This window comes from Aestuariirhabdus sp. LZHN29 (assembly GCF_049985285.1).
Classification (GTDB): Bacteria; Pseudomonadota; Gammaproteobacteria; order Pseudomonadales; family Aestuariirhabdaceae; genus Aestuariirhabdus.
Genome location: NZ_JBNIEU010000001.1, coordinates 260147 through 274513 on the forward strand (window position 1 = coordinate 260147; position 14367 = coordinate 274513).

Annotated in this window: 13 protein-coding genes; 4 read left to right on the forward strand and 9 right to left on the reverse strand. The window is 55.2% G+C overall.

Translation table 11 applies throughout. The annotated features are described in order from the left end of the window. The first annotated feature begins 7 nt into the window (after positions 1–7). Both ACP3PW_RS01250 and ACP3PW_RS01255 read left to right on the forward strand, forming a co-directional pair. Complete coding sequence (locus ACP3PW_RS01250; RefSeq protein WP_426414833.1) at positions 8–1636, forward strand: sensor histidine kinase; 1629 nt, start codon at positions 8–10, stop codon at positions 1634–1636. A gap of 11 nt (positions 1637–1647) precedes the next feature. Further along, positions 1648–2988, forward strand: coding sequence for a sigma-54-dependent transcriptional regulator (locus ACP3PW_RS01255; protein WP_426414834.1), 1341 nt, complete (start codon positions 1648–1650; stop codon positions 2986–2988). A gap of 49 nt (positions 2989–3037) precedes the next feature. Here ACP3PW_RS01255 and thiO read toward each other — a convergent pair whose 3' ends face one another. After that, positions 3038–4129, reverse strand: a complete 1092-nt coding sequence (gene thiO, locus ACP3PW_RS01260; RefSeq protein WP_426414835.1) for a glycine oxidase ThiO — start codon at positions 4127–4129, stop codon at positions 3038–3040. Between the two features lie 71 nt (positions 4130–4200). Here thiO and ACP3PW_RS01265 point away from each other — a divergent pair, with 71 nt between their 5' ends. Beyond that, a complete protein-coding gene (locus ACP3PW_RS01265) occupies positions 4201–4758 on the forward strand; it encodes a GspH/FimT family pseudopilin (protein ID WP_426414836.1) in 558 nt (185 codons plus the stop codon). 48 nt (positions 4759–4806) lie between these two features. Here the strand turns inward: ACP3PW_RS01265 and ACP3PW_RS01270 are convergent, their stop codons facing one another. The 6 genes from ACP3PW_RS01270 to pilV are packed head-to-tail and all read right to left on the reverse strand — an operon-like array spanning position 4807 to position 12038. After that, positions 4807–5289 (reverse strand): type IV pilin protein, encoded by a 483-nt coding sequence (locus ACP3PW_RS01270; protein WP_426414837.1) that lies wholly within the window; start codon positions 5287–5289, stop codon positions 4807–4809. A gap of 3 nt (positions 5290–5292) precedes the next feature. Next, the gene (locus tag ACP3PW_RS01275) at positions 5293–5604 is read right to left on the reverse strand and encodes a hypothetical protein (RefSeq protein WP_426414838.1); all 312 of its coding nucleotides are present in this window, start codon (positions 5602–5604) and stop codon (positions 5293–5295) included. 18 nt (positions 5605–5622) lie between these two features. Then, entirely contained in the window at positions 5623–9663 is a 4041-nt protein-coding gene (locus ACP3PW_RS01280) for a pilus assembly protein (RefSeq protein ID WP_426414839.1), read from the reverse strand. Positions 9664–9718: 55 nt separating this feature from the next. After that, positions 9719–10366 carry a pilus assembly PilX family protein gene (locus tag ACP3PW_RS01285; RefSeq protein ID WP_426414840.1) on the reverse strand — a complete coding sequence of 216 codons (648 nt, stop codon included), beginning with the start codon at positions 10364–10366 and terminating at the stop codon, positions 9719–9721. Further along, complete coding sequence (locus ACP3PW_RS01290; RefSeq protein WP_426414841.1) at positions 10366–11439, reverse strand: PilW family protein; 1074 nt, start codon at positions 11437–11439, stop codon at positions 10366–10368. The genes ACP3PW_RS01285 and ACP3PW_RS01290 overlap by 1 nt, the downstream gene beginning before the upstream one ends. Further along, on the reverse strand, positions 11436–12038 hold the full coding sequence (gene pilV / locus ACP3PW_RS01295; RefSeq protein WP_426414842.1) for a type IV pilus modification protein PilV: 603 nt from the start codon (positions 12036–12038) through the stop codon (positions 11436–11438). The genes ACP3PW_RS01290 and pilV overlap by 4 nt, the downstream gene beginning before the upstream one ends. Positions 12039–12367: 329 nt before the next feature. Here pilV and ACP3PW_RS01300 point away from each other — a divergent pair, with 329 nt between their 5' ends. Continuing rightward, entirely contained in the window at positions 12368–12916 is a 549-nt protein-coding gene (locus ACP3PW_RS01300) for a GspH/FimT family pseudopilin (RefSeq protein WP_426414843.1), read from the forward strand. A gap of 39 nt (positions 12917–12955) precedes the next feature. On the opposite strand, the gene ispH is transcribed toward ACP3PW_RS01300, so the two are convergent. Continuing rightward, a complete protein-coding gene (gene ispH, locus ACP3PW_RS01305; RefSeq protein ID WP_426414844.1) occupies positions 12956–13897 on the reverse strand; it encodes a 4-hydroxy-3-methylbut-2-enyl diphosphate reductase in 942 nt (313 codons plus the stop codon). 10 nt (positions 13898–13907) lie between these two features. Beyond that, positions 13908–14351 carry an FKBP-type peptidyl-prolyl cis-trans isomerase gene (locus ACP3PW_RS01310; RefSeq protein WP_426414845.1) on the reverse strand — a complete coding sequence of 148 codons (444 nt, stop codon included), beginning with the start codon at positions 14349–14351 and terminating at the stop codon, positions 13908–13910. Positions 14352–14367: the final 16 nt, after the last annotated feature.

A 14367-nucleotide genomic window follows, 5' to 3' on the forward strand; every position in this document is an offset into this window, starting at 1 on the left:
TGGCAGGATGAAACCCCTGACCCATAACAGCGCCAACCGGCCCCCCAAGGAACTACCCCATTTGAGCATCAACCAGCAGCGCAACAGGAAACTCCTTAGCATTTACAATGGCTACCGCATCCTGCTGGCCATGCTGTTTTTGGCGGCCACCTTCTCCGATATCGGCCAGCAACTGATCACCTTCAGCCATCTGGGTCGCTTCCAGGCCTTTTCGGTCAGCTATGCGCTGGTCAATATCCTGATCGCAATGCTTAGCGGCAAGGCCAGTACGCGCACCCACTATTTCGCCATTTGTTGCCTGGATATCCTGCTACTAACCCTGTTAATTTTCCTTAGCGGAAACAAGAGCGCGGTGCTCGGTAACCTGATCATCATCGCCGTCGCCGCCGGCAACGTACTGGTGACCGGGCGAGCAGGAACGTTACTGGCCGCTATCGCCACGCTCGGCATGCTGGGGACCTCACTCTATTTCACCCTGATTCGCGACACCCTTGTGCAGGGACATATCAATGCCGGGGTGCTGGGGATACTCTTTTTCGCCACCGCATTCACGATGCAAACCCTCGCCGGGCGCCTGCGGCGAAGCGAGCAGCAACAACTGGAGCAGATGCTCCAATACCAGCAGTTGCAACAGCTAAACCACAGCATCATTCAACGTATGCGTACCGGTATTCTGGTCATCGACGATAACAGCCAGATCATAATGATGAATGAGGCCGCGGCCCACCTGCTCGACTGCCCACAAAAAACCGCACCCCTTAACCTGGTCTCGCCCGAGCTAAACTTGCGCCTACAGGGGTGGATCGAAAACCCCACCCTGCGCGGTGAACCCTTTCAGGTGCGCCCCAACACCGCCACTATTCAGGCCAACTTCACCGAGCTGGAGCCGATGGCGGACAAGCGTCACCTATTAATATTTCTGGATGATACGGTGATGCTCGCGCAGCAGGCCCAGCAACTCAAACTGGCATCCCTCGGGCGCCTTACCGCCAGCATTGCCCATGAAATTCGTAACCCCCTCGGCGCAATAAGCCACGCCGCGCAGTTGATGCAGGAATCCCCGGACCTTCCCAGCGCAGACCTGCGCCTGCTGGAGATCATCCAGAACCATTCGCGTCGAATGAACCGCATCATCGAAAATGTGCTTCAGCTATCACGCCGAAGAGCCAGCCTGACAGAGCAGTTCCCCCTCAATCAATGGCTCCAACGCTATATAGAAGAGCACAAGCTCACCATCTATCCCGACGCTGATATAGAGCTGGACACTCAACAGGAGGTAGAGGTGCGAATGGACCGGGATCAATTTGCCCAGGTCATGAACAACCTGTGCCAAAACGGTTTGCGCTACAGTGAGATGAAAAACGGTCAAGCTACCCTTCGTTTACACACGGGCGTCAAAGAGGACAGCGGACACCCCTATCTGGATGTGGTCGATCAGGGGCCTGGAATACCGGCGACCATACGTGAGCATCTGTTTGAACCCTTCTATACGACCGAGGTCAACGGAACAGGACTGGGGCTTTACCTTTCCAGAGAGCTATGCGAGGCCAATCATGCTAGTCTCGAACTACTGGAAAGCGACGATGGATGCCGCTTCCGTATAACCTTCGCCCACCCGGAAAAACGTATTCATTGAATCGAAAGACCATGACTCACACCACTGCCCTGATCGTTGATGATGAGCCCGATATCCGCGAATTGCTGGAGATCACACTTGGGCGAATGGATTTAAAAACTCACTCCGCCGCCAATGTTCATGATGCCAAGCTGCTGCTGCAAAAACACCGCTTCGACCTCTGCCTTACCGACATGCAACTGCCCGATGGCAATGGCATCGATCTGGTCAGGCATATCCAGAAATATTGCAGCGATACCCCGGTCGCGATGATCACCGCATTCGGTAGCATGGACACCGCCATCGATGCCCTTAAAGCCGGCGCCTTCGATTTCGTATCAAAGCCGGTGGAGCTTAACCGGCTACGAGATCTGGTTGGAACCGCACTCAAACTTAACCAATCCCCGACATCCGAACCCGAACCCGGGTCGCGCCTGCAGGGGGAGTCCAGCAGCATCTCCAAACTCCAGGGCCAGATTCGCAAGCTCGCACGCAGTCAGGCGCCAGTTTATATTAGCGGTGAATCCGGTAGCGGCAAAGAGTTGGTAGCACGAAAAATTCATGAACAGGGACCCCGTGCGGACGCCCCTTTTGTTCCGGTTAACTGCGGTGCAATTCCCTCCGAGCTCATGGAGAGTGAGTTTTTTGGCCACACCAAAGGCAGTTTTACCGGCGCAGTTTCTTCCAAGCCCGGACTGTTTCAAGCTGCCATCGGTGGCACACTTTTTCTTGATGAGGTAGCCGACCTACCGCTGCAGATGCAGGTCAAATTGCTGCGCGCAATCCAGGAAAAATCGGTTCGCCCGGTTGGTAGTGAGCAAGAGATTCCAGTCGACGTGCGTATACTCAGTGCGACCCATAAGGACCTCGCCCAATTGGTCAAGGATCAACAGTTCAGGCAGGACCTATTCTATCGAATCAACGTGATTGAACTCAGGGTTCCGAGCTTGAGAGAGCGCGCCGATGATATACCCTTGCTGGCACACACCATTTTACAAAAGCTGGCCGATGAGTGTGATGCACAATGCCCCCTGCTCGAAGACGGCGCTTTGCAGGTATTAATGCGCTACCCTTTCCCGGGCAATGTTCGCGAGCTGGAAAATATTTTGGAACGCGCATTTACACTGTGCGAGGATGACCGCATCGGAGAGGACGACCTACAACTCAACTCAGCTCCAGACCCCGATAGCAGCGATACCACACTTCCCTCTGGCGGCGTCAGCTCACTGGAGGAGTATCTGGAAACGATCGAGCGCAGCGCGATCACCCAGGCACTGGAAAAAACCCGTGGCAACAAAACCGCAGCGGCCAAGCAGCTGGGTATCAGTTTTCGCGCACTGCGCTATCGTCTGAAAAAATTGGAAATGGATTAGCGTTAGCCCAGCTTAAAGGTACGCCCTATGGGTCTGCTGCCGCAACCTGTTAATCGGGCAAGGCGTAAGCTGTGGGGTCGATATCACAGGATTCTCCCGTTAGCATCGAAGTCATCAGCCGGGTCGATGCTGGTGCCAGCACCAGACCATTCCTAAAGTGACCCGTACTCACATAAAGGTTATCGATCCCTGGTACGCCGCCAATAAAGGGCACTCCGCTGGGTGAGCCCGGCCGCAGTCCTGCCCAGTGGCGCTCCACTACAGCGCTTGCCAGCGCCGGAACAATCTCCACTGAAGACCGCTCCAGGCTATAGCGTTGCTGAATCGTAGGATAGGCATTATAACCATCGTGCTCAAGGGAGCTTCCCACCAGCACACGCCCATCCCTGCGCGGAATCACATAGCGATTTCCAATCAAGCTAATTCGCCGCAGCAGCTCAGGCGAAGCTCTATACAGCAACATCTGTCCTCGTACAGGAACGACCGGTAACTCAACGCCCAGGGGCTTCAAAAGCCGTTCACTCCAGGCGCCCGCTGTCACAACTACCTTGCCGGCCGACAGCGCTCCGAATCGCTCACTGGTTACTCCGGTAACGCTCCCTTTATGGCTCTGCAATACCACCCCCCCTGCCCGCTCCAGCACCCGAACCCGTGGCGATTGCCTGACCCAGCGAATCAACGCCTGCAGCAAACGGGGATTTCGAATACTGCCCACCGTCGGCATCCATAAAGCGGCGGGATGATCTCCACCCAATGCAGGCTCTAACTCACGCAACTGTTGGCGATCCACCCGCTGCAACGGACGCTGATGGCGTGCAGACCAGGCCAGCGCCTCGGATTCATCATTGATGCCCAACAATAACAGGCCCTGGCGAGAGTATTGGGGATCAATATGGGTCTGGGCAGCAAGCTCGTCGCTGAGCGCTGGATAACAGCGCTGGGACCAAGTGGCTAGCTGGGTGACCGCTTGCGAATAACGCCAGGGATAGAGCGGGGACACAATCCCCCCCCCCGCCCAACTCGCGCCACGACCCAATTGCTGACAATCCAGTAACGTCACTCGCTGACCACTATTGGCCAGCGAACGTGCAAGCATCAGCCCGATGACACCGGCACCTGCGATCAGTGTGTCGCTCACCATAGGGCTCCTGCTATAGAAAAGAAAAAATTACTCACAAGGAGGTGGGTAATGGAACTCACAGGGAGATTATCATGAAAGCTAAATACAATGTACGGGGAGCAACCCTGGTCGAGCTGGTATGCGCCTGCACGGTGGTGGGTGTCATAAGTACCCTGTCACTGCCGGCACTTGGAGAGATCATCGCCAGCCAGCGAATGAAAACCACCGTCAGCGAACTGCGCCTGATGATCAAGAGCGCGCGCCAACTGGCTGTCCATAACACAACAACGGTTACCCTGTGTCCCAGTGCGGATCAGATTACCTGCAGCGGGCAGTGGCGCAACCCGCTTATCCTCTTTGCCGACCCCAACCATAACGAGCGTGTTGATGCAGGTGAGCAGATAGAGCGGAGGACAACACTGGAGCCGGGAGATGCCGATATAAAATGGCGCTCACTGAAATCCTACCTGCAGTTTTCCCGCGAGGGTTTTACCATGGCAACCAGCGGCAGCTTGCGATATTGCCCACAGGATAGCACCAAGGTAAACAGGTACCGCAAACTGGTCATTTCGCGCCTTGGCAGGGTAAGAATTTCCCACCCTAAGAGCGGCATCACACCGCAGAAGCTGAAGCAGGAGTTTGGCTGCTAAAAAAATGCCCTGACGAGCAGGGCATATACAAACAATAGCCTTAACTCACTACCAGCAATTTGCTGCATCCGTGCCAGTAGCGGTTTTGGTACCGTTCTGGTCGATGGAGAAGCTGGTACAAGCGAGGTCGTCTGCCTGGGCTCCCCTTGCGGTCGCCGTCGCAGTGAAGCAGGTGAAGAGATTATCGGAGTCGTCGGTACCATTGCCGTCATAGTCAACAAAGGCCCCCGCCACGGTAACCGTGCATCCGGGGTTGGCAACAGTGATCCGATAATAGCCGTTTTCCGTATCGAAATTACCATCGAGGTTAAAGCGCCCTCGTCCGGCATTGTTTACGTAGGAGCGGGTCTCGGTAAAGATCCGCTCCTGGATCGACGCGATCTCGGTCAGTGCCGCTTTGCCTTCGGCCCGCTGCCCCTTGTTAACGCTGTTCTGGTAAGCAGGAAGCGCTATAGCCGCCAAAAGGGCGATAATGATGACCACGATCATCAGTTCAATCAGGGTAAAGCCCTGCTGTTTGTTGTAATTCACTGACTAGTCCTCAGTCCTTTCCAATGCCACCAAGTCTACCCAGAGTTCGAGCCGTTGGGTATAGGCGTTGTACTTGTAACTAATCGGGTCGCCATCGCGCAAGCGGTCCAGGGGGATCAGTAACCCGTCCTGATCATAAGCCTTGACGGTGGCGGTGTTAACCCGGATCAGGTCCATATTATGGCGCTGGTCTTTAACCATCACCTCAGGGACTTCGTTATCCAGGTACAGGGTACCGTTGAAATCCCCCTGCGCCTGCCCCAGCAGGGGCAGTAGCAGGCCAACGGTTGCAACTATCATCTTGATTTTCATCATTATACTCCTCGTCCGCCCTTACTCTTCCTTCAGCTGGCGCCACTTGTAGCGGCCCAGCGGGGTAGAGGTATCCTGGGTTTGGTTGGCTTCGATGCCGCCATCGGAACTCACGGTTAATTCATAGTCGCCCACCCGAGTAGAGGAGGTCGGTACACCGTCAATTTTGGCACCAGAGGCAGCAATTAACCCCACCAGATCCTTACTGTCGAACAAGCCATCTTTGTTGAAATCAAAGGGCGATGTATTCAGGCGCGCACCACTGGTGGCGTTGAGTTTCATGATCCAGCCAGAACCTCCACCGGCACACTCTACCGTAGAAGGCACCGTGGTGTTGAAGGTAATGACTCCATCAAAGTAGGAAGCGGTTACTGTTTGCTTCTCAGCCTGGTTATCGTAAGTGCCCTTCAAGGTACCATTGACCATATCGTAACAATCTACGCAAAGGTCGATGAACCACCCTTTTCGATTAGCCGTACCATCGGAGTTGTAGTACACGATTGGATTTTTGGTGCTAATCCGAAACTCTTCAGTATACATTTCACCATTCAGGGCGAGCTCTGTTTTAGTTTTACTCTCGTACTGGCCGGTCGCCTTATTGAATACAGAAACGTAGGTTACTGCGTTACCGTCGACATCGGTTCCGGGAGTTTCAATCACGTCGTTGTTGCTATCCCGCAGAGCAATCACGTTATAGAAGTCGGTTTCATCCTCCTCGGTAATATACTGCTGCAACAGCTCATTACGCCCGATCTCCTCGTGAACGAAAGAGCCCGCAGCCTTACGGTCAGTGATGGCGTAGAAGCCCTCGATCGGCTGGGTAGCGTTGGTAGCGTCACTCTTCTCGATAAACTTACCGGTACCAAAGTAGACCATATAACCAAACTGCCGACCCAACGGATGAGAGTTAACCACCGGCTGCGCCATGATCGGACGCTTCTGGTTATTGATATTAACCGCCCGGTACAACGGCTTGGGCGCGCCGCCAACCTTGATGGCAACGTCCCAGTTGGCAACATTGCTACCGGTCAGGTCGAACTTCCACAGGTTGCCCTGCAGATCACCGGCATAGACGTAATCGGCAATGAAGTCACCATTATCATCCACCACATTGGGCGTGGAGAGACCATTGGGCTCGGCGCTGCTACCCACCGTCGTATCGATCTTCTTGATAAGGGTGCCTGTTTCTACATCGACAATAAACAGCTTGGCATTATTGGTTCCTGTCGCACTGTAGCCGTTTCCGAAGATCGCCGCCCACTTCCCATTGTTCAGTTTTACTAGCTGGGGCTGGCTGTAGGTATAACCAAGATCATTGTCGGTGTATTCCCATAGAAATAGGCTGGCGGCGTTGGCTTCACTGAAGGCGGTTGGATCGGTGACATCCAACGCGAAAATGGAACGCCCCCCTCCGCCCATACCCGCAGCCAATACGGATTTCCAGTTACTGGCAGAAGCGAAGTACATATCCACGATCGTCGGCGTGCCATCGACGATATATTCGTGCGTGTAATCCTGACGAGCTAGTTTACTCAACTTGCTAAAGGCCTCATTGGGGACAAATGCCAGCATCTCTGCTCCGGTATCGGCGTTGAATGCGTGCATCATGCCATCGTTCGCTCCGGCATAAACCACCGCCTGGCGATTCAGGTTGGCTGTGCGGAAACTGCTATAGGGCTTGCTGGCGCTGCCTATTGCATTGGGGTAAGGGATGTTAGGTACCTTCACATACTGTGGTGAGGAGTGGACAACATCACCCAACGGCCCATTACGCAAGCGGAAACTGTAAGCGCCACCCTCTCCGAATTCATTACTGCTATCACCACGCAGATAGTTGGTAATAGCCGTACCGTAGGCCGTTTGCTGCGCGGTCGTGAGCCCGTTGGGCATATCGGTCTGCAACAACCCCTGCTGGGTGCTGTTAAGGTTCGCCCAGCGATAAGCCCTACCTGCACCGGAGACATTCGTCAGTATCGCCCGGCCACTAGAGAAGTTTTGCCCCGCCAGAACCGTCGACGCATCCCACTCCGTTGGGCAGAGCGTACCTCGCGGATAGAGGGGTTGGTTGTTGGCATCGCGCCCGAAACACAGGTGACCCACGGTATCGACGTTGCTACCATCGGAGAAGGGCAACGACTGCAAGGAACCGCTCCAGCGACGGGAGTCAAATTTTGCCTGATACACATGAGTATCGGTGTTCAATGAACCGGTACTGGCCGCTACGGCCGCCGCAGAGCCGGTGCGATCCACGATTTCGGACAAAGCTTTGTTGATGCCGTCCACCACCTCTTGCGGATTCTTGGCCGATATATACTGGCCGTGGCTGTTAACCGCAGCATGCCAGAGGTCATCGATTTTACGCGGATCACTATTTGGCACGCCCCAAAGCGCTGAATCCACTTCCAGGTTATCGCCCGTTGCCGGATCGTTAGGAACACCATCCTGGGGAGCGTCGGTATCTTCCAGCAAACCGGTCACACCGAATGCGATGGTAAAGGTGTTCATATGCTGCCAGGTGGCCGGGTCGACCGATACCGGTTTGACGTTGTTATCCATATCGGTGCGCAGATCCTTTACATAGAAGTAGCGCGCGATATCGGCCAATGTGTCAGCGGTGCCGTCATTATCACCACCGCCGGTACTGGTTCCCATGCTATCGAAGTCAACCGGACCTGCATCGGGATACCCCATATTGCTGTTGCTGTAGAAACCATCGGTGAACAGCAACGTATAGTTAGCCTGACAGGAGCTGGTGATTCTGTTCTGCTTGGACGTTGACCCCATTGGGCTGTTATCCAGCTGATAGTATCGACCTGCGCGATCCAGCGCCTGCTTCAACGGCGTACCCGAAGCGGGTTGCACAAAATTATAATAGCTATTGATGATACTCGTGTTATGGCCAGCATAGCTGCCGTTATTGGCATCTTTGTAGCCCGCGGTGGGCAGATCCACAGTGCGGTTATTATTGATGGTATGGAAGCCATAGCGCAGATCGGGCTGCTTGCTGATTACATCCGCCACCGCGTACTTGGTGACATGCTGGCGCTTGCGGTGATAGGTAAACCAGTTAGCGACGTTGGTTTTGGCCCGCTCCATATCCAGGGTGCCATCAGCCCGGCGGGCGCCGGCCAGATTATCATCACCCGAAATATCAGTGCCCTCTACCAGCTCTACTGTTGTACCGGCCACCGCGCTGTATGGACCCGCACCACTGATATCATAGGTGTAGGGGGTACGCGTTATTTTCCAGGTGCCCGCATCATTAATAATGGCGTAGCGCACGTAGTTGTCCCACACATCAACCCAGCCGTTTGGGCCCGTTGTTGCAACATCTCGGGCAGGGTAGGAGACCCCTCCATTATTGTATACGGTCTCATTCCAGCCCTTATCATCGATCCAGACAGCCCAATTGAGCCCCGTCAGGTTACGGTTACCGTTGTTGTTTTCGTTCGCGTTGGCATCTACCCGCGCAGAGGTGATCACCATATCGGCGCGCCCTGGCCAAGGCAGGTACTGGCGCCGGGGATCAAAATAGGTGGTATTAAGGTCTGAGCTCAATGCTCGCCAATCATGACGATAATCGGTCGGGGGATAGCCGGGGGCGTGATTCGGTACCGATTCTCCGGTACACAACCGCTGGCTGACATTGGTGCTGTCATTTGAGGTCGAATTGCAGGCACGACGGTTGTACTTATTCATCGAGTTATCGAAGCTGTAGTAATAGTCATCGATATCGTCACAATCCTCGTCTTCATTCCCATCGTTGTTACGATCACGGAAAAACTGGCCGACTACAGGCCCCCCTTCATTTAGCCAGCTGTTGCCGCTGTTACCCGGCCAAACGTAGGCGCACACAGGGTAGTGTGCGGTGGTAGTCACACTCCAGTCCATGGAGCCTGAATCATCCACCACAAAGAGTACGTTGGGGTCGGGGGTGACACCGAGAAACAGTGGCTGTTGGGAGATACCCAGCGGCGCCGCACCCGCACTTCCCGCCATCGCAACAATGGCGCTTGTGGCGGCCATAACCAGAGTATTCTTGATCAGAGTGACATATTTCATTGTTTTACCCTCCGCCTCAACGGACTTATCGGGGAGGCTGGTTCCTCCCCGATTACTATTTGGTTGCATAATTCTTAACAAAGGTGGATTGAACCTTGGCCGAAGGGCCGTAAGCATTGGCGTCTACCGACATACTGTTGGCGGTTACTCGATAAAGACAGCGCCATTGCTGGGTCTGCCCGGAACCGAGACCGCCCCCCCCACTGATCTGATTGCATACCTGCTGTTCGATCACATATTGAGGAGCATAAAAGGGGGACTGATAAGCGGCGGCGGGAACCTCTGCTGTACCGGGCCACCACGCATCCAACCCACCTCGTGCTGGATCGAACCACCAGGCCGCAGTCTGGGTAAGATCATTACCCGCATCTTTGGTGGCGATATCATCATCGTTGAGGCGCCAGATGGTCACCCCTGGCTGCGCGGTATCAAAAGCCTGGGGTGGTTGATCCGGATTAATGTTCCAGATAAAGAGTTCTCCTTGGCGCACTCCCCATTCAGCCGCATGGGCACTCTCCAGCGCGAGCCTTTGATTGCGCACCATCTTTTCCTGCAACACCGAGTCCTGAATACCACTGACCGCAAGAATGGTGATCGCCAGCAGTAACATCAGGCTCACAATCAGCACGCTGCCACGCTCTCTGGAGGCGCTGCTCACCCGTGCTGGCTGAACCGCAACAATGCGCTTTTCCCTAGCGTTCATTAGCGTCCCCTCCGATTGATGGTAAAGGCAAAGGTGCGACGCAAAAAGCCATCCGTATACGCAGTAGGGATCGTGCTACCTTCGATGATCAGGTCCTGGCGCCCACTTGCCGCGTTTAGGGTGGGGCTAACTACAACCATCGCGACTCGCACACTGGTCACCTGCCCCCAGTCCGTAATAGCATCCGCGGTCAGGTACTCCTGCACGGTTTCCCATTGGTTGTTATTGCTATTGATGCCGTAGGTCAATTGCAGCTGCTCTACGCCTTCAACTAACTCTTCAGGGGCGTTGGTGCCGTTTTTCCAATAGAGAGAAGGAACGCCGTTGGGGTTATTCCGCACCCAGTAGGCTCGGGTAGAGAGTTTGCGAATCTCAGGATAAATATCACTCGCAGGGTCGGGGCGCATCCACATGTCGGTATTGACCGCGCTGTTGCAGGGGCCGTTGGTCGCGCCACAGTTGGTGGCGTATTGAACGGTGGTCCCTCCGGCCGGATTATTGCTCACCTCCCAGAATGCGGCATTTCGACAGTCATACGAAGCCACGATCAGATCGCCTTTTACAAGAGAGTGAGTGGTATCGTGCAGTGTCAGGTCGGCATTGACCCCGGTCGAATCTGCAACCGGTATCCCTGCACCAACGGTGCCTCTCACCACCAGAATATCGCTGCCGACGACTGGGTTGGTGATTCCTGCGTCGACCGCACGATCCCAGGCTCCGCCCTGGGCCTCAAACCCTTCGATGCTGCGGCCCATTACCCAGTTATCGTCTTCGTCGCTGAAATCCCACCAAAATGTATTTCCCGCAGGGGCCAACTTATTAACCAGCCCGACATTACCCAGTACGCAACCTTTATCACCACTGCGCTGAATCTCATCACTCAAAAACGAGATTGCGTATCGAGCCGATTCATGAATTTCAGCTAATGCATTCTGGCCCCGACTGGTGCTGCTGGTATTGATAAAGATCTGCGCGACACCAAGAATCAAAAAGACACCCAACGCCATCGCCACCATCAGTTCAACCAGCGAAAAACCCGGCGCCTTGTTTCTCATAAACTTTGTAGGCCTCATGGTATGAACTCCATAGCAAACCGGGTCTTGTCGACAACGCCTGCGTTATCATCGTAACGATTATTCAACCAAAACAGTTTGATCGCATAATTTGCCCCCGCCGCACCATCACACCCGTGCACCAAGGTTGTTACGCCCGCGGCGTTTACCCGTGCAGTACCATCAAAGGGGGTGCTATCGAGACAGATCACCGCGTTAGCGTTGGGCAGGTTAAGAGCCACCTGCTGCTGCCACTCGAAAACATCCTGCCTGGCCCGTTGGGCAACCGTACAGTTGGCGGCCAGCAGGTCACAATTAGTGCCTGGATTCGCGATCGGCGCGGTAAAATTATTATAGGGAAAGGTGGGAGCCAGAGGGTCCTCACCATTAGCCCGAACTCTCTCACTCAAGTAGTAGGCGTACACCATCGCCATAGTCTGGTTAAAGGAGTCACGTTCGGCTTTCACGGCTTTTGCTTGCAAGCCCGCCATACCCAACAGCCCAATACTGATGATCACCAGCGCAATCAACACCTCGAGGAGGCCCACGCCCCGCTGGGTCCGCAAGCGCCCCACCGGACTGCCCCCTCTTGACCCGTTATGATTTGACCCCTGCTTCATGTTGAATCCGTCTTCCTGGCCCAGATTGAATAGTTGCAGTATAGAGGCAGAACGGTGGCGATGATAACAGCTACGATAAATGGCCATCCGCTCCGAATAAGCGGTCACAACCTGATATTAGCGTGACGCCCATCCCGCCCAAGTTGTGACCAGCATCACCTTCACCCCAGCGAGCGGCCCTTGCGCCACGGCGGAGTCGCCTATTTTGGGAACAAGAGGATATACTGATTATCGAGCAATCCTGTCCACACATCGGCATCCACCCTACCCTTCGGGCCTCATCCAGATATACTGCGGTAGATGTTACGGCGAGCATAGGCGATAAAATAATGAACAGAAGTCACACCCCACAACGCACCCGGCAGCGAGGCTTCAATTTGGTTGAGGTGATGGTTGCCGTGACCGTACTGGGCATTCTGGTCGCCCTGGCCGGCCCCTCGTTTGCCACTTTTATCGCCGACCAACGGGTCAACGGAGCCACACGAGAGATCCTGCGCAACGTCCAATATGCCCGCAGCGAGGCGGTTGGGCGCAACACGGTAGTCAATCTGGCGCGTACTAGCGGTACCGCCAAACAATGGGAATCGGGCTGGACGGTTTACACCGATGCGGATCGCGCCGGTAATACAGCGATCGCCGCCGGAGACGTTCTGCTGCGTACCGTGGGCGCCCAACCCAACAACATCACCCTGCGCAGCGGAAATACTGCAAACGGCTGGCTGAGCTTTAGCCCGGACGGAAGACTCAACGAAGGGGGGGCAACCGCGCAGTTTGTGATCTGCGATAACCGAGGCGCCACGAGTGGGCGTACGGTTACGATTAACACGGTGGGACGGGCACAGATTGCAGCAGGCAACCCCGCCACCTGCACCCCCTAACGGGTAAACTTGAACTGAACCCTTGGGCTGAGCGCAGGACTACTCGACATCCCTTAACTCTTTGGGCATAGAGAACACAATATTCTCCTCACGCCCCTGAAGCTCCTCGACTTCACCACCACCCAGCTCCTGCAGGCGCTGGATCACTTGATTGACCAGCACATCGGGGGCCGACGCCCCGGCGGTTACCCCCACCACATCGCACGCCTGCAGCCACTCCAGCTTGATCTCTGCGGCGTTATCGATCAGGTAGGCTTTGGTACCCATACGCTCGGCGAGCTCTCGCAGGCGATTAGAGTTGGAGCTATTGGGCGAACCCACCACCAACAACAGTGCACACTCCCGGGCAAGCTGTTTGACCGCGTCCTGGCGATTCTGGGTGGCGTAACAGATATCATCCTTGCGGGGCCCCTGAATATCAGGAAACTTCTTTTTGAGTGCGGCGATTACGCGCGCGGTATCGTCCATCGACAAGGTTGTCTGGGTAACATAGGTAAGATGGCGGGGATTCAGCACCTGCAAGCGCTCGACATCTGCCACATCTTCGACCAGATAGATACCGCGCCCCTGACGCTGCTCATAGCGCCCCATGGTGCCCTCTACCTCAGGGTGCCCCTGATGGCCAATCAGCACGCACTCCAGCTCCTCGTTGCTGTGCCGCGCCACCTGCAGATGCACTTTGGTCACCAGTGGGCAGGTTGCGTCGAACACTTTCAGGCCGCGCACTCCCGCTTCGTCCTGCACCGCACGGGAAACTCCATGGGCACTGAAGATGACGATGGAGTCATCGGGCACTTCATCGAGCTCATCGACAAACACCGCGCCTCGCTGCTTCAGGTTTTCCACCACAAATTTGTTATGCACCACCTCATGCCGGACATAGATCGGCGGCTCAAACTGATCCAGGGCACGATTTACAATTTCGATTGCACGATCGACACCGGCGCAGAAGCCACGAGGATTGGCGAGTTTGATCTTCATGCTGCCACCTCTAGCTCGCAGGTTGAACGTCAATTATCTCAACATCAAACAGTAGAGTGCGACCAGCCAGTGGATGGTTGAAATCCACCTCCACCACGGTTTCACTGAGCCAGGTCACTACGCCAGGAAGCTCTGAGCCGCCCTGGTCCGCGAAGGAGATCACCACCCCCTCTGCCAGCTCGATATCGCTGTCAAAACGGGTACGGGGCATGCGCTGAAGATTGGCTGGGTTACGCTCGCCAAACGCTGCCGAAGGTGCCACCGTAAATTGCTCGCGAGCGCCCGTAGCCAACCCCTGAATCAGGGATTCAAAACCTTCTGGAAGACTGCCGTCACCTACCGTCAGGGTAGCGGGTGCTTTATCGAAGGTGGAGTCCACCTCCACACCATCGTCGAGCTTGAGGGAAAAATTGAGGGTAACGGCCATATCTGGGCCCACACAAAAATGACTCATCTTGCTATCCCGGTGC

Bases quoted from the DNA above. Each gene is read 5' to 3' on its own strand.
- ACP3PW_RS01250 (WP_426414833.1), top strand. From the start codon at position 8: ATGAAACCCCTGACCCATAACAGCGCCAACCGGCCCCCCAAGGAACTA.
- ACP3PW_RS01255 (WP_426414834.1), top strand. From the start codon at position 1,648: ATGACTCACACCACTGCCCTGATCGTTGATGATGAGCCCGATATCCGC.
- thiO (WP_426414835.1), bottom strand. From the start codon at position 4,129: ATGGTGAGCGACACACTGATCGCAGGTGCCGGTGTCATCGGGCTGATG.
- ACP3PW_RS01265 (WP_426414836.1), top strand. From the start codon at position 4,201: ATGAAAGCTAAATACAATGTACGGGGAGCAACCCTGGTCGAGCTGGTA.
- ACP3PW_RS01275 (WP_426414838.1), bottom strand. From the start codon at position 5,604: ATGATGAAAATCAAGATGATAGTTGCAACCGTTGGCCTGCTACTGCCC.
- ACP3PW_RS01280 (WP_426414839.1), bottom strand. From the start codon at position 9,663: ATGAAATATGTCACTCTGATCAAGAATACTCTGGTTATGGCCGCCACA.
- ACP3PW_RS01285 (WP_426414840.1), bottom strand. From the start codon at position 10,366: ATGAACGCTAGGGAAAAGCGCATTGTTGCGGTTCAGCCAGCACGGGTG.
- ACP3PW_RS01290 (WP_426414841.1), bottom strand. From the start codon at position 11,439: ATGAGGCCTACAAAGTTTATGAGAAACAAGGCGCCGGGTTTTTCGCTG.
- pilV (WP_426414842.1), bottom strand. From the start codon at position 12,038: ATGAAGCAGGGGTCAAATCATAACGGGTCAAGAGGGGGCAGTCCGGTG.
- ACP3PW_RS01300 (WP_426414843.1), top strand. From the start codon at position 12,368: ATGAACAGAAGTCACACCCCACAACGCACCCGGCAGCGAGGCTTCAAT.
- ispH (WP_426414844.1), bottom strand. From the start codon at position 13,897: ATGAAGATCAAACTCGCCAATCCTCGTGGCTTCTGCGCCGGTGTCGAT.
- ACP3PW_RS01310 (WP_426414845.1), bottom strand. From the start codon at position 14,351: ATGAGTCATTTTTGTGTGGGCCCAGATATGGCCGTTACCCTCAATTTT.